General features: G+C 36.0%; 15 protein-coding genes. 4 read left to right on the top strand and 11 right to left on the bottom strand.

Annotated features, from left to right (window positions below):
- The first annotated feature begins 73 nt into the window (after positions 1-73).
- From yidD to B5X51_RS08800, 3 genes are read left to right on the top strand one after another with little or no spacing between them, the layout of a single operon-like run.
- Entirely contained in the window at positions 74-319 is a 246-nt protein-coding gene (gene yidD / locus B5X51_RS08810; protein ID WP_079720819.1) for a membrane protein insertion efficiency factor YidD, read from the top strand.
- A gap of 48 nt (positions 320-367) precedes the next feature.
- A complete protein-coding gene (gene lgt / locus B5X51_RS08805) occupies positions 368-1,189 on the top strand; it encodes a prolipoprotein diacylglyceryl transferase (RefSeq protein ID WP_079720818.1) in 822 nt (273 codons plus the stop codon).
- Positions 1,186-1,680, top strand: a complete 495-nt coding sequence (locus B5X51_RS08800) for a DUF192 domain-containing protein (RefSeq protein ID WP_079720817.1) — start codon at positions 1,186-1,188, stop codon at positions 1,678-1,680. Before lgt ends, B5X51_RS08800 begins: the two co-directional genes overlap by 4 nt.
- 208 nt (positions 1,681-1,888) lie before the next feature.
- On the opposite strand, the gene B5X51_RS08795 is transcribed toward B5X51_RS08800, so the two are convergent.
- From B5X51_RS08795 to gyrB, 6 genes are all read right to left on the bottom strand, one after another.
- A complete protein-coding gene (locus B5X51_RS08795; RefSeq protein ID WP_079720816.1) occupies positions 1,889-2,524 on the bottom strand; it encodes a hypothetical protein in 636 nt (211 codons plus the stop codon).
- 2 nt (positions 2,525-2,526) lie between these two features.
- Positions 2,527-4,848, bottom strand: a complete 2,322-nt coding sequence (locus tag B5X51_RS08790) for an N-6 DNA methylase (RefSeq protein WP_079720815.1) — start codon at positions 4,846-4,848, stop codon at positions 2,527-2,529.
- 247 nt (positions 4,849-5,095) lie between these two features.
- On the bottom strand, positions 5,096-8,104 hold the full coding sequence (gene secDF / locus B5X51_RS08785; RefSeq protein ID WP_079720814.1) for a protein translocase subunit SecDF: 3,009 nt from the start codon (positions 8,102-8,104) through the stop codon (positions 5,096-5,098).
- Positions 8,105-8,268: 164 nt separating this feature from the next.
- Positions 8,269-9,195, bottom strand: a complete 927-nt coding sequence (locus tag B5X51_RS08780; RefSeq protein ID WP_079720813.1) for a malate dehydrogenase — start codon at positions 9,193-9,195, stop codon at positions 8,269-8,271.
- Positions 9,196-9,286: 91 nt separating this feature from the next.
- Entirely contained in the window at positions 9,287-10,309 is a 1,023-nt protein-coding gene (locus tag B5X51_RS08775) for a DUF6588 family protein (protein ID WP_079720812.1), read from the bottom strand.
- 125 nt (positions 10,310-10,434) lie between these two features.
- Positions 10,435-12,375, bottom strand: a complete 1,941-nt coding sequence (gene gyrB, locus B5X51_RS08770) for a DNA topoisomerase (ATP-hydrolyzing) subunit B (RefSeq protein WP_079720811.1) — start codon at positions 12,373-12,375, stop codon at positions 10,435-10,437.
- An 892-nt stretch (positions 12,376-13,267) separates the two neighbouring features.
- Between gyrB and B5X51_RS08765 the strand changes: the two genes are divergently transcribed.
- Positions 13,268-13,843, top strand: a complete 576-nt coding sequence (locus B5X51_RS08765; RefSeq protein WP_079720810.1) for a DUF2911 domain-containing protein — start codon at positions 13,268-13,270, stop codon at positions 13,841-13,843.
- Positions 13,844-14,079: 236 nt separating this feature from the next.
- On the opposite strand, the gene B5X51_RS08760 is transcribed toward B5X51_RS08765, so the two are convergent.
- The 5 genes from B5X51_RS08760 to B5X51_RS08740 form a co-directional block, all read right to left on the bottom strand.
- The gene (locus B5X51_RS08760; protein WP_079720809.1) at positions 14,080-14,712 is read right to left on the bottom strand and encodes a 7-carboxy-7-deazaguanine synthase QueE; all 633 of its coding nucleotides are present in this window, start codon (positions 14,710-14,712) and stop codon (positions 14,080-14,082) included.
- A gap of 60 nt (positions 14,713-14,772) precedes the next feature.
- Positions 14,773-16,230: a M14 family metallopeptidase gene (locus B5X51_RS08755; protein ID WP_079720808.1), complete on the bottom strand. Its 1,458-nt coding sequence runs from the start codon at positions 16,228-16,230 to the stop codon at positions 14,773-14,775.
- On the bottom strand, positions 16,227-16,898 hold the full coding sequence (locus B5X51_RS08750; protein WP_079720807.1) for an N-acetylmuramoyl-L-alanine amidase: 672 nt from the start codon (positions 16,896-16,898) through the stop codon (positions 16,227-16,229). The genes B5X51_RS08755 and B5X51_RS08750 overlap by 4 nt, the downstream gene beginning before the upstream one ends.
- A 74-nt stretch (positions 16,899-16,972) precedes the next feature.
- Entirely contained in the window at positions 16,973-18,385 is a 1,413-nt protein-coding gene (locus B5X51_RS08745) for a SusD/RagB family nutrient-binding outer membrane lipoprotein (protein ID WP_079720806.1), read from the bottom strand.
- A gap of 17 nt (positions 18,386-18,402) precedes the next feature.
- Positions 18,403-21,489 carry a SusC/RagA family TonB-linked outer membrane protein gene (locus B5X51_RS08740; protein ID WP_079720805.1) on the bottom strand — a complete coding sequence of 1,029 codons (3,087 nt, stop codon included), beginning with the start codon at positions 21,487-21,489 and terminating at the stop codon, positions 18,403-18,405.
- Positions 21,490-21,562 lie beyond the last annotated feature (73 nt).

The following is a 21,562-nucleotide window of genomic DNA, read 5'->3' as shown; positions in this document are numbered from 1 at the left end:
GGGGTAATTAAAAGGCTATACTGAGTCCCCAGTTTTATGCCAAAACTATAAAATTATAAAAACAGGGAAAACAATGCTTAAAAAATGGTTGGCATATCCTTTTATCCTGTTAGTGAGATTTTACCAGAATTTTATTTCCCCACTTACACCTGCCACCTGCCGTTATACCCCAACCTGCTCACAATACAGTTTGATAGCTTTAAAGCGTTTTGGTGTTTTTAAAGGCGGTTGGCTTAGTTTAAAACGTATTTTTAGCTGTAACCCCTGGGGCGGCAAAGGTTACGACCCGGTTCCTGAAAAAACAAAAACCAAAATATAGGGCAGCTACTTGCAAATATGTATCTTTACCCTTCTAATTAATTATTATATGCTTTTTAACGCGATCACCTGGAGTCCTTCAGAAGGTTTAGATTTAGGATTTTTCACCCTTCATTATTACAGTCTAATGTTTTTAATAGCCTTTGGCCTGGGCTGGTATATAATGAAAAGCATTTTTGTGAGGGAAAAGGTCTCGATAGAGAAATTGGATTCCCTTTTTATTTATACGGTTTTAGCAACACTTATAGGTGCAAGGTTAGGACACGTGATTTTTTATGATTGGGACTACTTTCAAAATCATTTATTAGAAATATTCTTACCGGTTCGCTTTGAGCCAGAATTTGAATTCACCGGTTTCAGAGGTTTGGCCAGTCACGGTGCTGCGATTGGGATTATCATCGCAATGTACCTGTACCGAAAAAGAGTCCTGGACAAACCCGTACTTTGGGTTTTAGACCGCATTGTAATTCCTGTAGCTAGTGGTGCCATTTTCGTAAGAATAGGGAATTTTATGAATTCTGAAATAATAGGAAAACCTACCAACTCAGATTACGGAGTGATTTTCGAAAATTTAGGGGAAACATTTCCGAGGCATCCAGCCCAGTTATATGAATCATTTTGTTATTTACTTCTCTTTATTTTATTATGGTTTTTATACTGGAAAACCGAAAAACGCCATAAAGTAGGTTATTTATTTGGCCTTTTCCTGGTTTTGCTCTGGACCATAAGGTTCTTTATTGAATTTGTAAAAGAAGCGCAAGTAGAAGAACGTACCACCTGGTTATTAAATACCGGGCAATGGCTTAGTATTCCGTTTATAATTGCTGGTTTATACTTTATGTATCGCCCCAACAAACCAAGAACTGTATGATACGTAAATCCATAATTTTCGCGGCTGTTTTAACGGCTTCCCTATTGTTTTCCTGTAAAGACGACAATACTACGGAAACAACTATAGAAACCGAAGAAATCACCTTCACCAAAGAAGGGGAAGCCACTTTGCTTAAGCCTAACGGCGATACTATAAAACAAATTGACATTGAAATTGCCGATAACTCCTATGAGCGCGAGACTGGTTTAATGTACCGCGAGAGTATGGAAGACGAGCAGGGAATGCTTTTTATTTATAATAATGAAGCGCCCAGGGCTTTTTATATGAAAAACACGTATATAGCCTTAGATATTATTTATTTCGCTTCAGATAGTACTGCGGTGAGTTTCCAAAAGAATGCTCAGCCCCAGGATGAAACTTCATTACCCTCTGGAGAACCGGCTCAATTTATACTTGAAATAAATGCAGGGCTTGCAGACGACTGGAATATTGAAGTTGGTGATAAAATAGATTTTGAACGGATAGATTAGGTTTTAAACTTCTCTATATTTTATTTACTAAATTAGAACAGCAGGAGCCTCTATAGGCTTTGATATTTTGATCTGGCATTCAATGGTTCTGGTTATGAACAAGTATCGGGATTAGGGACGCGGTTTTGTCGGTTAACTCTTTTCTTTCTTAGGATTCTAAAATTACACTTAATCTGCTTTGCCTGTTATTTGGATGTTGTGCGCTGTTTTATTGTTCTAATTCAACTCTAATATGTTTTAAAACCCCTTGTAACCATTTTGTGATTTTATCAATATCATCTAATTTATGAATGTGTGATTCATCATTTTGCCAATTACCATTCATGGCAAAATGAATGTTTTTGACATCAAAAAGTTTTTCTTTTTCTTCTTCTAATAATGCAAGGAAGTCACCATTATCAAAGCTGTTTGAATATTCAGTAAATGTTTTTTCTAATGCTTGATGTGAAGTAATATGCCAATGAGGTTGTGAATGTTTTTCATTCGGATTTTGATAATCATCCCATTCAGCTCTAAATAATTGATTTTTGATATCATCTGTTTCTTCACCTTCGAAAATCGAAAGTGATATATATATGTGTATTTGTTTTACTTTTTTTCTTTCAACAATTAGTTCTTGATAGATAAATTTAACTTCTAGAAATACCCAAAAGTTGTCGAACCAATTTAACACCTTTACTGGTTCGAAAGGTATTTCAAATCTATTTAAGGCATTTGCGGTACCCTGAATTCTATAAACTGAAATATTATAGTGTCCTGTTGATGGAATTAAATAAAACTTGTTGTAAAACAAGTTTTTACATTTTTTATTTATCGAATGAATTAAATCTTCAGGTCTTAGCATAATTATTTTCTTGGATAGAAATAATTAACTAGAACATCATCAATAACTTCCTTAACGAACGTATTACCTTCTGTAAGTTCTTTACCAAGTTCTACTAATTTTAGATATGCTTCAGATTCTTTTGTATTTTTTAGTTTTATATTTGGTACAGGAATATCCTTGATTTGAATCCTTCCTAAATCAAATCCTGACATAATTGGCTTTGAATAAATTGACAATAATAGATCAAACGTTTTACTAGTAAAACAAGATAAATAAAAATAATAATCGTTATTAGATAATTCTTTTTTAGGAAGAAAAGCATTTCCTTCTTCTATAATACAATCTCCATTTATATCAAAAGCGAAAGAATTTGAATTACCAAATCTCGTCGAGTATAATCTTTTCTTTTGAACGTATTGCCAAGTTCTAGGCCTAGTTAACGACCACCATTTGCTAATACCATTTCTCTTTTCTAAAAGTGCTCTATTTTTTTTCAGTACATTTTCGGCAAAACTAATAGAAGCTAATTCCTCCTCGCTATTAATTGTCAATCCATTTTTATCATAAGGATACCAAACATATTCGAAAATTATTAGTTTTCCAGTTTTAATAGAACTATTTGTAATAACAGGTCTAAAATGCTTTTTCTCATCTTTTTTAAGTGCTTCATATTCATCAATTGAAATTTTAAATATGTTCTTAACACCTAATAATGCACCTTGTTTTATATTAAAAATTTCACCAATAGTTGTTAAATTACCTGCAATAGCAAAGCGTTCAATATCTCTTATAAAATCATTTTCTTCTAATGAAATAATTCTCCAACTATTTTTAACAACCGGAAAATAGCTCGGGGTATAAATACTAAAATTTTTCTGCTGCACCGCTTGTTGGGAGGTAGAATTAATCTTTCTTAAATTTCTTAAAGCTTCCTGAACATTACCCTTTTCATTTTTGGTCCAAACTACTTTTACTGAATTGGGAGATTTTGGCTTTTTACCTATAAAAAAGCTTACATCGGTAAGTGCATCTTCGAAAACAAAGTTTCCTAACTTTGCTATAATATTAATAGATAATTTTTCTTCGATAACATTTCTTAGCTTATTATAGGAATTATAAGAAAAAATCGAAGATGGCAAAACACATCCTAACACCCCACCTTCACTGAGAGATTCAGAGGCTTTGTAGAAAAAAGCACTAGCTTGATTTGGTCTACCTCCATTAAAGACCTCTTTCAATGTATCTCGTATCGCTTCTTTATTAATTTTATTTTTTAAAAGTTCCCAAGAAACAAATGGTGGATTCATTACGATTAAATCGTTATCTGTACCCCATTCTTCTAATAAAGAATCTTCAATAAGTTTAATTTGAATTTCTAATTTGTTATTCCATTGGGTTCGATTCTCATATTTCAAAAGAAAATTAGATGTATTGATTGCAGTTTGGGATGAATCCCATCCTTTAACTATTATTTTACCCTTATAATTTAAATTCTTTAGTTGTTTTAGTACTTCAATTAGGAATTCAGATGAACCACAAGAAGGATCCAGTATTTTTAAGTTCTTTTTGTTTAAATCAAGATTTCCAATAGAATTTTCAACAATACTTCTGGCCAAATATTGAGGTGTATAATGTATACTAGAATATGCCTGTTTTTTTGTAATAAGTTCACTAGAAACCCCACCAAATAAATCTCGTTGTGGGTTAAAATATATTACCTCTCTGTGTGCTTCTTGAAATAAAGTTCCTGACGTATGCCTAAGCAATAAATCTAAATTTGGACTTATTGAGTTAATACCATTATTAATAATTTCAGAAAAATATTCAAAATTTGATGGAAGCTTGGAATCGTGTACACCCCATTTCTTAAAATCTATATTAGTTTTTCTTTCTTCTATACTTATTAATAAAAGAAATAAGGTGTTAATTGCTTCTACTGGATTTTCTTTTTCAAATGTTACATTTCTAAGCTTTTTAAAAATATTCAATATAAATGGAATTATATCGTCTTGTGTTTTAAAAGATTTTGATGTTATATATTTATAAAATTTCTCAATATTTGGTTCGATTCTTTTCTTAGGTATAATCTCACTCTTTTTCTCGAACCAGTTATTGATTATTACATTGTCGTCATTTATTACAATATAATTTTTAGTATTTGTTGACCAAGAATCTTCAAAATACTTTTCTAAATCTTCTTTCTCTTGAGATGTCTGCAAACAAAAATCACCATTTCCTCCATTTAGCATAAGATATTTCTCCTCATTTAAAATCGGATTCAAGTGCATCGGTAAAAGTCCAAACTCTTTTTTCCAGTAATCAATATTTAATAATTTACCCATGGTTCAAAAATAGAAATTATAATGAGGTGTATCTAAGAATTTTTCAAATTATATAAAACTACGAAAAACTCGTTACACCCAACCAAATATAAAGATTTAACCTAAAAACTAAGCAGGTTAAACGAAGGTTTCCTAATTTCAATATCTAGCATATATACATTCCTAAAACCTGATTTCAATAAAACCAAGCCATAAAAAAAGCGCCCCAATTGGAGCGCTTTTTATCTTTTATATTTTAGAAGAAATCTTAAACCGTCGTGGCTTCAGAATCTTCTTCAATTTTCTTTTTCTTTTCAATCTTAGATTTATCGGTTACACTATCAAACATAACAGGAGTTGCGATAAATAAAGAGGAATAAGTACCCACAATGACACCAATAATCAAGGCAAACATAAAGCCTCTAATACTTTCTCCACCAAAGATAAAGATAGCAAGTAATACAATTAAGGTAGTAAGCGAGGTATTAAGCGTACGGCTAATAGTACTATCTAAAGCGCTATTCACAGTTTTACCTAATGGCCAGCTGGTATGCTCGTTTACAAACTCTCTAATTCTATCAAATACAACCACGGTATCGTTTAAGGAGTAACCAATTACCGTAAGTATGGCAGCAATAAATGCCTGGTTAATCTCCATACTAAAAGGCATCACTTTGTATAGTAAAGAGAAGATACCCAATACAATAATAACATCGTGTGCTACTGCAGCAACGGCACCAATACTAAATTGCCATTTTCTAAATCGCAATAAGATATAAAGGAATATTACAACAAGCGATCCTAAGATAGCCCAGAAAGAGTCGTTCTTAATATCATCGGCAATAGTTGGGCCTACTTTCATAGACTGCATAATACCAATATCTTTCCCGGCTCCACCTGTAGTAAATTCATCGAAAGTAAGATCTTGCGGCAGGTAAGTTTGTAAAGCATCAAACATAGATTGTTGAATCTCGTTATCTACGGCTGTACTTTCTTCTTCAACTTTGTATTTAGTAGTTATTTTAAGCTGGTTATTTGGTCCAAAAGTTTTGGCTTCGGCACTTCCAAATTCAGCGATAAGATCCTGTTCAACATCGGTTGGATTCACATCCTGATCAAAACGTACGGTATAAGTTCTACCTCCTACAAAATCAACCCCCTGGTTTAGCCCCTGTACTAACAAAGAACCAACACTTATAATAATTAAAATTCCAGAGATTACGTAAGCAATTTTACGTTTTCCAAGCCAATCTACTTTTACATTTCTGAAAAGGTTTTTGGTTGCGCCTGTTGAGAAATCAAGTGACTTTCCGTTTTTACCATATCCATCTATAAACAACCTGGTGATGAAAATTGCGGTAAATAAAGAAGTTGCAATACCTATTAATAAAGTAGTAGCAAAACCTTTAATTGGGCCTGTACCTAAGATCAATAAGATAAAACCAGTTAAACCGGTAGTAATGTTCGCATCTAAAATTGAAGAAAGTGCGTTATTAAATCCGTCTTTAATAGCATCTTTCTGTATTTTTCCTTTAGCAAGTTCTTCACGGATCCTTTCAAAGATAAGTACGTTAGCATCTACCGAAATACCAATGGTTAATACAATACCGGCAATACCAGGTAATGTTAACACAGCTCCTAAGCCTGCAAGGATTCCGAAGATGAAAAGAATGTTTACTGCCAGGGCAACATCGGCAAAAAGACCGGCTTTACCATAATAGAAAACCATCCATAACAATACAAAAACAAGGGCGATACCAAAAGACCATATCCCACTATCTATTGCTTCCTGACCTAAACTTGGCCCTACAATCTCACTCTGAATAATATCTGCGGAAGCAGGAAGTTTACCAGCTCTAAGAACATTGGCTAAATCCTGACCTTCTGTAATACTAAAATCCCCACTTATTTCACTTCTTCCACCTGAGATAGGTCCCGTAGAAACTCCCGGAGCAGAATAAACAGTATTATCTAAAACAATAGCAATATTGCTTTGTTGTGTAGAAGCCTGGCCGGTCATTTCTTCCCATATTTTAGCTCCTCTTCCATCCATTTGCATAGAAACCGCAACACGCCCCATTTGGTCATAAGTTTGTTGCGCATCTGTAATCACATCACCACTAAGAGGTGGCTCCATATTACGATTACCTTTTAAAGCATAAAGACCAACTACACCTTCTTCATCCTGTGGAATTCCCCAGGCAAATTTAGCGTAACGTTGCGATGCCGGAAGTAAAGATCTTACCTCTGGCATGGCAAGATATTCATTTATTCTGGCAGTATCTTTCTCAGAGAAATATGCCAAAACCGGCCCTCCCTGGAATCCAGGTCCCTGGATAAGTTCAAATAAAGGATTATTTCCTGTGCTTACTTCATCTGTAGATTCTTCACTTTCAGCAAGTAATTCATCTATGTCGCTATCGCTTTCAGCAGCAGTAGTATCAGTTTGAGCTTCTGTTTCTTCACTCTCTTTATTTACTACATCCTTAAGTACGTTATTAGCCTGAGCTAAGAAGTTACCTAACTCATTATTTTTATAAACGTGCCAAAACTCTAATTGCGCAGTACTCTGCAGCAATCCTTTTACACGGTTAATATCTTTGGCTCCGGGTAATTCTACAAGAATCCTCCCAGAATTACCAAGACGCTGAATATTTGGTTGGGTTACCCCAAATTTATCGATACGTTTTCTTAAAACTTCAAAAGCTGAAGTAATAGACTCATCAACCTTTCTTCTAATTACTGTTTCAACATCAGCATTAGTCATCTCGAAGTTAATCTCATCACTTAGTGTTTTATTGGCAAACACATCTGGAGATGCTAGTTTAGCATCAGGAATACTGTTGAAAGCTTCAAAGAAAAGATCTATATAATCATCCTGGCTATCTTTAGAAGCTTCATCAGCTTCAGCTATCGCTTGATTAAAAGCAGGGTCATCTGTATTATTCGCTAAACCGGCAAGAATATCTTTAACCGAAATTTGAAGAATTACGTTAATTCCCCCTTTAAGGTCAAGCCCTTTATTTAGCTCTTTGTCTTTGGCGTCACTGTACGTAATACCTGCAATAATCTCTTCATTCGCAACGGAATCGAGATATCTCTGCTGTTCAACATCTCTCAATGCTGAATAGTTTTCTACATTTTCGCTAATTTTTTGCCTGGCAAAATCTTCAGCTTCACTTTCTACATTATTGGTAATAAAAGTAAAAGACAACTGATATATACATACCAGTCCAAATAAAATTGCAAAAACCTTAATCAGTCCTTTGTTCTGCATTATTCCTTAAGTTATAATTAATTAGGTCGATTTTAAAAACGGACAAATATAGGGTTTCAAAAATGAAATCCCAACAATTTTTTTTTGAATAATTTAACTTTTAAACATAAAAAAGGCCGCAAGTTTCGCGACCTTTTTTAACATATATTCAAGCTTAAAACTATTTATAGTTCTAATAGAGCATTAGTTTTACTTACACCTTCTGCACTCTCTTTGATCTTTTTAGATTCTGCATCATCGAGCTCAATTTCAACAATTTTTTCCAGCCCATCTTTACCTATAATTGCAGGTACTCCAATGCAAATATCATTTAATCCATATTCCCCTTCAAGCATAGCCGAGCAAGGGAACATCTTCTTCTGGTTGCAGGCAATGGCCTGTACCAAAGCTGAAACTGCTGCACCAGGCGCATACCAGGCACTGGTTCCTAATAATTTGGTAAGTGTTGCCCCACCAACTTTAGTATCTTCTGAAACCTGGTTTAAACGATCTTCAGATAAGAACGCTGAAACAGGTATAGAATTTCTGGTAGCCAATCTTGTTAGCGGCACCATACCTGTATCACTATGGCCTCCAATTACCATCCCATTAACATCTGATGGAGGGCATTCCAGGGCTTCACTCAATCTAAATTTAAAACGTGCGCTATCTAATGCTCCACCCATTCCAATAATTTTATTTTTTGGAAGACCGGTAGTTTTATGCACAAGGTATGTCATAGTATCCATTGGGTTACTAACCACAATTAGCGTAACATTTGGGGAGTGCTTAATAAGGTTTGAAGAAACTTCTTTTACAATTCCGGCATTTATTCCAATTAACTCTTCACGAGTCATTCCTGGCTTACGAGGAATACCGCTGGTTATTACGGCAACATCACTGCCTGCGGTTTTAGAGTAATCGTTGGTTGTTCCGGTAATTTGAGTATCAAAACTGTTTAGGGTTGCAGTTTGCATTAAGTCCATTGCTTTCCCTTCGGCTACTCCTTCTTTAATATCGAGTAAAACCACTTCTGAAGCAAAATCCTTAATTGCAACATACTCTGCACAACTAGCGCCAACGGCACCTGCTCCTACTATAGTAACTTTCATCTTATATTTATTTAAATCGGTTAATATTCAATATCAAAAATACGAATATTGCTAAAGTATAACTAGAAGATATGATTAAAAATGGCGCATATTATATTCTAAAATGCAACCCGGCATTTATATGAAAAAATTTACCTGCGGTGGCCATAGTGCTAATTTTAAAACGATTGAAATAAATATTAAAACCTAAATCGGCTTTAAATTGTGCCTGGCTTTGATCCAGACGCCCAAGAGCATTATTAATTGGAGCTAAAGCAATCCCAGATCCTCCCATAGCGTAACTAAAATTAGAGTTTGTTGCACCTAAAGCACCAAAAATCTCAAAACTATCGCCATATTTTTTAGACCCTAATACCGAAGCCATCCATAGATTAGAATTCACATTTACCAGGGTTAAGTTTCCAAAAGAACTTCCCTCTGATGATAAATTAACAGGATCAACGAATTCATATTCGGCATCAAACTTATTAAATGCAATTATTGCCGAAGCCTGAAAATCGTCTTCATTATTAAATCTAAAATATTGTGTGAAATTATGTTTTACTGCTGCACCATAAGTAGTAAATGCCACTCCGTCTACAGTTAACTGCGGAAGGATTCTGGCAGAGAATTCTGTCTCATAAGGCAATCCAACTGTAGCTTGCACAAAAGGATATGCAATAACGTTTTTATTAATCCCTTCTATGGCCTGAAATCTAATAGGCACATTATTGCCTGCAAAATTAACATTACCTACAAAATAGGCTTCTGTTTCTCCACCAAAGGCGGTTGGCACCACCGCATTACTGCCTTCCCCTTCAATGCTTAAAATTGGATCGCCATTTGGGTGCACCCCGGCAAAATCATTATTCGAAATTGTAAAACTTTGCCGATTAGAGGGTACAATTAATGCATTCCCCTGAAAAGAAATCTCAACTTTCCATGGCTTTAAAGCAGTAGCAGAAGTAAACCAACCTGCACCAGCCTGATATGCTGCTCCTTCGGCTGCCGGTCCTGCAAATTCATCTGCGATATACAGCATCTCATTTGCGAATTTCGTAACATCGTCTTCTTGTGCGTAGGAATTAATTGAGAATAAAATAAATAAAATGAGGTATTTAGCTTGAAATTTCAAAATTAGTAGGTGTTAAGTTAGGAGGTAAAAATAACAAAAAAAGTATTCTAAATGCAATCTTAGCGCATGGCATAAAAAAAACCCGTAAGACAACTTACGGGTTTAATAATTATAACTTTTACGCACTAAGCATCAATATTAGCATACTTAGCGTTTTTCTCAATGAATTCACGTCTAGGCGGCACCTCATCTCCCATAAGCATAGAGAAAATTCTATCGGCTTCACCACTATTATCTATATTTACCTGTCTTAGTTTTCGTCTTTCAGGATCCATAGTGGTATCCCAAAGCTGCTCAGCATTCATTTCCCCTAAACCTTTATAACGTTGAATTTGAACACCACCGCTGTAACTTTCAGCAATTTCATCGCGCTCTTCTTCACTCCAGGCATAGCGTTTTCTACTTCCTTTTTTCACTAAATATAAAGGCGGAGTTGCAATAAAAATATGGCCTCCTTCTATTAATTCTTTCATATATCTATAGAAGAACGTCAAGATTAGTGTTTCAATGTGACTACCATCTACATCGGCATCACACATTATCACTACTTTATGATATCTTAATTTATCGGTATTTAAAGCTTTACTGTCTTCTTCTGTACCAATAGTCACCCCAAGGGCAGTGTAAATATTTTTTATCTCTTCATTATCGAAAACACGATGAGTCATCGCTTTTTCAACATTCAAAATTTTACCTCTTAACGGAAGAATAGCTTGAAATCTACGATCTCTACCTTGCTTGGCAGTACCACCTGCCGAGTCACCCTCTACAAGAAATACTTCACTTTGAACCGGATCCTGCTCAGAACAGTCTGATAATTTTCCAGGTAAACCGCCAATACTCATCGCCGTTTTACGTTGAACCATATCACGGGCTTTTTTAGCCGCGTTTCTAGCCTGTGCAGCAAGAATCACCTTCTGAATAATAGTTTTAGCATCATTCGGATTTTCTTCCAGGTAGTTTTCAAGCATTTCTGAAACTGCCTGTGAAACAGCTGAAGTCACCTCCCTGTTCCCTAGTTTGGTCTTTGTTTGCCCTTCAAATTGAGGTTCGGCAACTTTTACTGAAATAATTGCAGTTAACCCCTCACGGAAATCATCTCCAACAATCTCAAATTTCAGCTTATCCAGCATACCCGAAGCATCGGCGTATTTTTTAAGCGTGGTAGTTAAACCACGTCTAAAACCAGATAAATGTGTTCCCCCTTCGTGGGTATTAATATTATTAACGTAAGAGTGTAGATTTTCGTTAAACGAGGTATTGTAAACCATCGCCACCTCAACAGGAATATCGTTCTTTTCGCCTTCCATTGCAATCACATCAGCAATAATAGGTTCACGATTTCCATCAAGGAATTTTATAAATTCTTTTAATCCTTCTTCAGAATAAAATCTTTCAGAAAGATATTCTCCTTTTTCATTTACCTCACGTTTATCGGTAAGTGTAATTTGAATTCCTTTATTCAAATAAGCCAACTCTCGCATTCTACTAGACAAAGTTTCGTAGCTATAATCTACACTTTGCTGAAAAATACTTGAATCTGGCTTAAAGGTAATCACCGTCCCATTTAAATCGGTTTCACCAACAGGTTTAACGGGATAAAGTGGTTTTCCAATCTCATATTCCTGTTCCCAAATTTGGCCATCTCTGTAAACCGTAGCTTTAAGAGCGGTAGAAAGTGCGTTAACACAACTCACCCCTACCCCGTGCAAACCACCGGAAACTTTATAAGAATCTTTATCGAATTTACCACCGGCACCAATCTTGGTCATTACAACTTGCAGGGCAGAAACACCTTCTTTTTTATGAAGGTCTATCGGGATTCCCCTTCCGTTGTCTTCGGTAGTTACCGAGCCATCTTCATTTATGGTTACTTTTATTGTATCACAATGGCCGGCCATAGCCTCATCTATAGAGTTATCTACCACCTCATACACCAAATGATGTAAACCACGCACACCGGTATCGCCAATATACATAGAGGGACGCAAGCGCACATGCTCCATTCCTTCTAAAGCCTGAATACTATCGGCCGAGTAACTGTGTTTTTTGGCTTCTTCGCTCATATATCTCGCTAATTAAATTCGTCTATTTTGAATAACGAACAAATATAACAAAACCCTTATTTTTAATGACACCACTAAGTCTTCGAGAGCTTTAAGTTATTAACAATTTGTGCAAAAAAAGCCCAAAATACAGCTAATTTAATGCTGTATTCCGGGCATAACAAACCACACGATTGTTTACTCTAAAATTTGGCTAATTCTTAAAATTCATTTTTGGCATTTGTAGCAATTTGGGAAGTATTCGCTCTTCCCCCTGGATACAAATCTTCATGCCATTTTGGGATTCATCTTTTTATTGTTTTCACTACTATTTTATGGAAAATAACCTTCAAATATTTCGCCATAGAAACAAGCTTCCTTAGTCACAGGAGTGTTGTTTTAAATATTTACTCGATAATCGAGATTGAATGCTCTGAGGCTTGTCTCGAAATCAAATTATATTTTTCAATATTAATGCTTCGTGAGCTTGCTCCGAATTAGTTTACTTACCCAAATTTCCAATAAATAATCTTTCGTAATTTAGCACACAACCATCTTCGGGTAAGTGTACATCACTTTCGTCTGGACCGCGGTACGATATTCTTTTTAATAGCCCGCTAATCTTTTATTCTGGCAATCGTTTTCCGATTGCTAAAATTCCACACGAGAAATTTGCTTTTTTATTCCCATACAAATATGCAACAGAAATTACATTTATTATACACAAATATTATTATTGGTTTAAAATGAAAAACGAATACATGAAATTAAAATCAAGAAGTAAGCAAATAGGTTACAAAAAGCTAATATCTCTTACATCTGTAAATATTCAATATTTTAACAGCAACTAAATAAATCTTTAACACCATAGGAAATAGTAGTAGACTATCTTTAACCTTAAAAATCAAACACAATGAGAAAAATACTTTTAACAGCCGTATGTTTAATAGGATTTATTGGATTCCAGGATGTACTGGCTCAGGAAACAGAGCAAACTAGTGAACCTAATTTTCCTAAATTAGACACTAGCCCCCTTGATATGATTATACACCGTGATCAAAAAGACGAAGTGATTATGCGTGTAATTTACAGCCGTCCGCAAACTCGGGATCGGGAAATTTTCGGAAAACTGGTTCCTTACGGGGAAGTTTGGAGAACTGGAGCAAACGAAGCTACCGAGATCACTTTTTACAATGATATGAGTATTGGTGGCGAAACCGTAGATGCAGGAACTTACACTCTTTACACTATTCCAAATGAAAAAGAATGGACTGTAATCCTGAATAAATCAGTTCATACCTGGGGTGCTTATGAATACACCGATGAACGAGATTATATAAGGATTAAAGTGCCTGTTAGAAATGCGAGTCATAATATTGAGAATTTCTCTATGGCTATAGAGCAAAAAGAAGATGAAGCCGGTGCTAACCTGTTGATGGGGTGGGCCGATAAGTATGTAAAAGTGCCTTTTTCTCCAGCAGCACAATAAAAAATTTCAGTTATAAAAAAAACGGCTGTTTCTTCCAGGAGCAGCCGTTTTTTTTATAAGGTATTGAGATATTTAGGATGTAGCTGAAGAAAAATTATTAGACAAATCTTCATCCTGAATTTATTCCAAAGCCTGCCCCGATTTTGATCGGGGATCTAAGTATATTAATAATCAAAACAAGTTAGAAGCCGAAACCAGTTCAGCTTGACGGATTCCACTTTTGATTCCATTTATTTTTATGGAATATTGAGATATTTATGAGTTTGCAGCGAAACCTTCCATTTTGGATTTTTCATTACAAAATCTACAATTAAGGGCATCATTTTGTCTCTATTGCTCCATTCGGGCTGTAGATAAAGTATACAGTTTTCACTAACCTTTTCAGCCTGCTCTTCAGCAAACTTAAAATCGTGCTTATTAAAAATAATCACCTTTAACTCGTGGGCAAGCGGATAAATTTCCTCGGTAGGTAATTTTATTTTCTTTGGTGATAAACAAATCCAATCCCACTGTCCGGTTAATTTATATGCTCCAGAGGTTTCAATATGAATATCGCAACCCTTGGCTTTTAATGCACCGGTAAGCCTCGTCATGTCCCAGGTTAGCGGCTCTCCCCCGGTAATCACAATAGTTTTACTATTGGACACTGCTTTTTCTACTATCTCACCAATATGTGTAGGTGGATGAATGGATGGATCCCAACTCTCTTTAACATCGCACCAATGGCATCCTACATCGCAGCCTCCAATTCTTATAAAATATGCGGCGGTTCCTTTATGAAATCCTTCCCCCTGGATGGTATAAAACTCTTCCATTAATGGAAGCATTATTCCATCATCTACCAATGCCTTAGTTTCTTCTGTAATCATAGCCTGCAAAGATACGGAATCTACTTTTTTTAGAAGCCGTGCTTCAGGCGTAATTACTCTTCAATCTAAAATAAGCGCATTTTTAACATCAAAATTTTCCTTTGAAAGAACTATTAAAAATCCATTAATTACTGCATACTCGAAGTTCCCTTCCTTTTTAAGGAAGAAATTAGGCTGTAAATTTTCAGGAATCTCAAAATCTTCAGTTACAAGATTAATAGGCAGTTTAGTAATATCTTTATCCGGTAATTCTTTTAAAGCCACATAAGCATAGCCTTCTTTTAGCATTCCTGAAATATTTTCTTGCGGAAGTTCCGCTAAGTTCTCAAAAATATCAGGGTAAATTTTCCCCTCTTCCAATTTATAGCCTGAAGCGTCAAATTCTTCATAACCGTAGTAGGTAGAAAGATCCCCCCGATCTGAAATATAGGAGGCGTAAAAATAATTTAGATTTTCATCCTGAACTTCATTATGGTTAATCCCTAAATCTAAAATATAGTCCTCTCCTAATAATTTATAAGTAAGACCCGTAATTTTTAAATCAAACAGCTTCCTGTCGTTATTGGGAATCTCTTCGTATTTAGAAATTTCAGCGTTCTTATAATCCTTATCGGCAATAGAAAATATAGCAGCAAGAATAGAAACAAAATTCAACTTTCTAATTTCTTGTTTTTCCGGATCGTTTGGGTAGCCTCCAGATTCAATTAAAATAGTGCTTGTACCCCATTTTTGAATATTATCTCCAAAAGCACGCGGCTCAAAGTCGTCATTATAACGCCCAACCTGGCCGGGAGCGTATTCCTGTAGAATATTATTCATTTGTACAATTACCTGCATCGCTGCACCACGCACTTCATTTATAGATTTTTCATAATTATAGGCAGGTGCTAAATAAGAGATGGTTGCAGGCTTTGGAGTTCTTTCAGCATTGTAATAAGTACTCTGGTCGTGCAGATTAAAACCAAAATCGGCCTCCAGGCTATCACGTACATTTTTCAAAGTTTTACTTTCCGGAGACTGCAATCTTAGAGCATCACGGTTAATATCTACCCCCAGTAAATTTCTGCGCTGAAAACGCGCTGCACCATCTGGATTCAACATGGGCAAAAAATGAAGTTTCACCTCCTTCAACATTTCTTCTTTTTCTTCTGAAAATACTTCGGAATCTAAAAAATTAAGAATGTCAAAAATTGCCATAGTAGCCGTAGATTCATCGCCGTGCATTTGCGACCACAGAAAAACATCTATATCACCTTCACCTACAGAAATTAATTGAAGTGGTCTCCCCTCTATAGACTCTCCAACCTTGGTGACTTTAAAATTCTCCTTTTGATCGAAATCATTGATTAAAGGCTGAATTTTGGACTGGGTAAATCGGCGTTTTTCAATAGATTTTTCTTTAAAATCTTCGTAAGAATTATATAGTTCTCTATAGAGTTGCTTATCCTGAGCTGAGCTACTTGAAAGGGTGAAAAACGCGCATATAAAAAGCAGGAAACTTAGTTTTTTAAAATTCATCTAGCATCTTTTTTAGGAACAGGCTTAAAATTAAGGCTTTTAGTTTTTTTCCGGACTTTTCTCATAAATTCTTTTCCGGGATCGGTCTTTTGAGTTCGATAAGACTCATCTTTCTCTAACCATAATTCGTGGCCTTCAAACTGCGGATATTCATAATGCCCCAGCAAATATTCTATAGTATATTTTTCACTTAAATATTTCACTAAATTAATGTTGGCCTTGAGCTGTGCTTTAGTAAGCGGAGTTTCTTTTGTACCCCCAACATTTTCGACTCCAATCGCGGCATGGTTTAATCCAATTACGTGCCTTGCCATAGTTGTTTCGGGCATTAATCTATAGATTGTTCCATCGCGATCTACCAGGAAATGAGCAGATACATTTAAAGCACCTGCTTTTTGAATATCTTCTCTGGCTCCAGGTAAATTAACCGGATTAAATGTACTAAATGAACTTTCCAAATCCGGGATTGCCGTCCAGTGTAACACAATCATTTTTGGAGTAATTTCAGGAGAAGATTTTTCTAAACCGTAACGTACCTCCAAATAATCCAGGCTAAGTTGATTTCGCTCTTCAGTAAAATTTATAGGACGGTCTATAATTCTATCGGAAATGTCGGAGCTTTTACACCCTATGAACAAGAAACTTAATACTAAAAATATATTCTTCATTTTTAAAATGTTTTTAAACTAAAATCTCCCGGAAAAGCCGGGAGATTTTAAATCGTTATGAATATTAATCAGTTCTAATTATCCCAAAAAATCTTATCGGTAAGACTTACATCAGGAACGTTACTCCCATTTCTACTCACTTCGGAATCTGGATACGCCAATCTGCTAATAAACTCACCATTAAGATCTGGGTTTACATTTGCAGGCAAATCAAAATCCTCGTAAGAATAGTCATATCTACGCGCATCAACCCAGGCTTCAGGATGAAGGAACATTGCTATCCATTTTTCTTTAAAGATCTCGTCCATAGTAAATGCTGATTCCCCCATACTTACTTCGGGATTAGTGATATAAGCATCAATTTCAGCAGGCTCAACCCCTAACTTTGTCATATGAGCTCTAATTGCTGTTAAATAAGCCTGGTAAGACCTGCTTTTATCTATATTAAATGCTGCTTCGGCCTCAATGAATTTCTGTTCAAAATAAGTAGCTATCAGAATTGGGGACTGTTCCCCGGTATAAAAATCATCCGGTTCAAGCACAGAACGAGCTCCTTGTTCCGGAGCGTTTCCTCTACCAGCTCCATTCTCTACACCAATATACTCACCATCATCTGTAGCTCCAACCATATAAGGCAATCGTGGATCCTGAACTCCATACAGGGTTCCATCCATACTTTCTATAAATTGTTCTGAAATCCATCCCCCTAAGAGTAAATCGGCATTATCTATAGCCACATCAGCCCATGGATTAAACTCTTCTGGAAAATATTCTACCTGAGCATCATCTTCATTAGATTCCATTCCGTCATCTAAAGCAGCAAGTACAGCAGTAGGATCATAAGAATCTGTTTCACTGTAATGGTTAAGATATCTTGCTTTAAGCATATTACCCAGTTTCATCCATTTACTAATATCGCCCTCATAGATAAAATCATCTTCACCAACCGAAATCTCGGTAGTATTAGATAGATTTACAAGTCCTTCATCCAGCAATCTCAAAATTTCCTGGTATAATTCAATATCACCATCATAAGATGGTGTAATAGTTTGAAAATCTAAGCCATCGCTATAAGGAATACTTCCCCAGGCATCTACTGTCATCCCAAGATTTAGGGCCATTAAAATTTGCCCTATTCCCTGGTAGTGATTGGCACCTGTTTCTGAAGCCTGATTTATTAAGTCACTTAAATCGGTCATTACATTATACATATTAGACCAGGTACCGCTGTAACTTACCGGGTCCATAACATCAGAAGCACTGGCAGGGTTAGGTGAAGCCAGGTGTTGCACATAATTGGTAGTAATATTTCCCATTCTAAATGTATTCTGAGCCGTTTCAAAAGTGGAATTCACAGTTAAGGCAGAAATTGGTGCTTCTGTGGGGTTATTCGGATCGTCGTTAATATCCAGGTAATCTTCGCAAGACGAAAACATAAATAATCCGGATATAACAAGATATGTGTATTTATTCTTTAGAAAATTCATATTCGTTATCTTTTAAATTATAGTCCTAAATTAAGCGTGAAAAAAAAGCTTTGTACTCCGGGGTAACCCAAGCCGGTAAAACCAACTGCGTTTCCTCCGGCACCGGCACTAAAAGATTCGGGATCAAAACCATCCCAGGGAGTATATAGAATAATATTATTTGCTGCCACCGAAACCCGTGCAGAGTTAAAAGGCAAAACTTTTAATATATTTTCCTGGAAATTATAACCAAGTGAAATATTTCTCAGTTTTATAAATGAGGCATCACTAACAAAATTTTCACTTACCGTTCTATAGGTGTTCCTATAGAAGCCGGCACCATAATCCCTACCATCGGGACCTTCGCCCTGGCCTAACCACACTTCCTGGGTATTTGGAGAACCATCTGCCAGTACCCCGTTAAAAACCCGTGTATCATTTCTTGCAAGGGTATATTCAGCAATACCAAAGGCTGCAAAGAAATTATCGTATTGGCTATATTGCTCCAAGCCGGTTCTAAAATCTATTAAAAAAGATAAATCGAAGCCTTTGTAAGAAAAGTCATTTTTAAGACCACCAATCCATTTAGGGGTTGTATTCCCTAAAACAAGCTGCGCGCCATTTCTAACAGGGAAACCATTTTCTCCAATTACAATTGGCAAGCCTTCATTTAGAAAGATGCTATTTTCATCTGCACCAAATCTCTCATAACTACTACCAAAAATATTACCGTAAGCTTCTCCTTCTATAAGCTTCATAGTCACCCTACTTCCGGCATATCCAAATTGGCTTCCCACTACAATTTCGTCTATTCCTTCCCTAATATTCACCACCTCATTTTTATTATAAGCAGCATTTAAAGAAACATCCCAGGTAAAATCTTCGGTTCTCACCGGAGTTCCCCTTACAATAAACTCAACACCTTTGTTTTTAATCTCCCCTGCATTGGTAACGAAAGTTGAAAAACCTACACTTTCTGAAACCGGAACCGGAATAATCTGGTCTTTACTATTAGACTTGTACCAGGTAAAATCTATTCCTAAACGGTTTTCAAAAAGCCTAAGATCTGTACCAAACTCAATAGAAGTGGTTTCTTCCGGCTTTAACAATGGATCCCCAAACCTGCTAAACCGGGTAAAACCAACCTGGCCATTTAAGGGGTAAACGTCGGGAGATGTATAGGTTTGCCCAATTAAATAGGGATCTGTATCCTTACCTACCTGCGCCCAGGAAGCCCTTATTTTACCAAAGTTTAGAAACTCTGGTGTTTCAATAACCTCACTAAAAACCCAACCAACATTTACCGAAGGGTAGAAAAACGAATTATTACCTATTGGAAGCGTTGAAGTCCAATCGTTTCTGGCAGTTATATTTAAAAATAACATATCGTCATAACTAAGCATCAAATCTCCATACAAACCAACAAGTCTCTTCTTGCGTTTATCCTGTGAATTTGATATTTGATTGGTATAACTCAAATCATAAAACTGAGGAATCACGAAATCAGTTCCGGAGGCATCAAATCTCTCATAATTTCTTTCAAAAACATCATTCCCTATTCTTAATGTACTTCCAAACTTTTCTGTCCAGTCTTTAGAGAGTGTAATAAAGAAGTTTGAGTTAATATCCCGACTTTCAATACTTGTTTCTGAAATAGAACCGGTACTACTTAATGGTACTTCACCATCTATTCCTAAAGGACCAGGTGTTATTTCGGTTCTACTTTCACTATAATAGTCGGTACCTATAAGGTAATTTATATCCAACCAATCAAAAGGGCTGTAGGTAAATTTAAAATTACCAATCGTCCTGTTAACCTCATCCTCAAAAGTACTAAAGCGTGCATCGTATAATGGATTGGTATTACTATAAGTTTTCATGGTGCCATCGGGATTTATATAATCTGTGACATCATGATTTGGCGCCCAGTACATCATACGTTCCATAAATCTATCGTGTGGAACACGATTTCCACCCGAAATAGTATAATTTAAATTTCCCGAAAATGTGAATTTTTCGCTAAACTTGACTTGTCCATTTAATCTGGCCGAGGTCCTATTCCAATCACTAAAAGGCATAATACCTTCATGACTTAAATTTCCTAACGAACCATAGAAGGTTGCCTTTTCATTTCCTCCAGAAATACTTAAAGAATTATCTATTTGAACCCCTGTATCAAATGCGTCACGCCAAATATCATAAAACCGAACATCTGGATCTATAGCATTAATCTCTTCCATAGAAGGTCCCCAATTGGGCCAAAAAGAATCTGGATTGTACTCTCCAGAGAATCCCTGTCCATAAACTTCCTGAAACTTGGGATATCTATTAATATCCTCAAAACCTATTGAACTATTAAGGTTAATTCTAACCTGCCCCTCCTTACCCTTTTTTGTAGTTATAATAACTGCTCCATTCGCAGCTCTAACTCCGTACAAAGCGGTAGCCGCAGCTCCTTTTAATACGTTCAAAGATTCAATATCGTTAGGATTAATATCTGCCGCCCTATTGGTTAGCCCACGAGGTGTACCCTCAGATTCTGTAGTTGAGTTATCAATAGGCACACCATCTACCACAAATAAGGGCTGGTTATCAGCATTAGGATCTAAAGAGTTGACACCTCTTATAATAATCCTCGCACTCTGCCCGGGAGCTCCACCAGAATTGGTAATTTGCACACCTGCGGCCTGCCCCTGTAATGCACTTACCACATTCTGTTGTTTTGTTTTGGTAATTTCTTCTGCATTAATTTCCTGCACCGAATATCCCAGCGATTTCTTTTCCTGTTCAATACCAAAAGAGGTAACTACCACCTCATCAAGACCTTCAAGATTCTCAACAAGTGTAACATTAACCATACTCCTACCATTCACCGCTTGCTCCTGCCGCTCAAAACCCAGAGAAGAAAATACCAAAACAGCATCCTCTTCTACTTCAATAGCGTATTTACCTTCCATATCGGTAACAGTACCTTCATTGGTTCCCTTTACCAGAACATTTACCCCCGGCAAAGGCATTCCATCATTGGCCACAGTAACCGTACCGGTTACTTCCTGCTGCTGAGCAAACATTCCGGTAAATTGGAAAAACGCCAGCAATACCATAATTGTAATTTTGTTTCTCATTACTTTTTGTGTTAAATTTTTACGAATAGTCAACTAAATATAGCCAAGTTATCTTAGAATAGACAAATAAGTA

Origin of the sequence: Salegentibacter holothuriorum, from assembly GCF_900168045.1 — a bacterium.
GTDB lineage: Bacteria > Bacteroidota > Bacteroidia > Flavobacteriales > Flavobacteriaceae > Salegentibacter > Salegentibacter holothuriorum.
The sequence above is the reverse complement of the archived record's forward strand: the minus strand, read 5'-3'. Positions and strand labels throughout refer to the sequence as shown.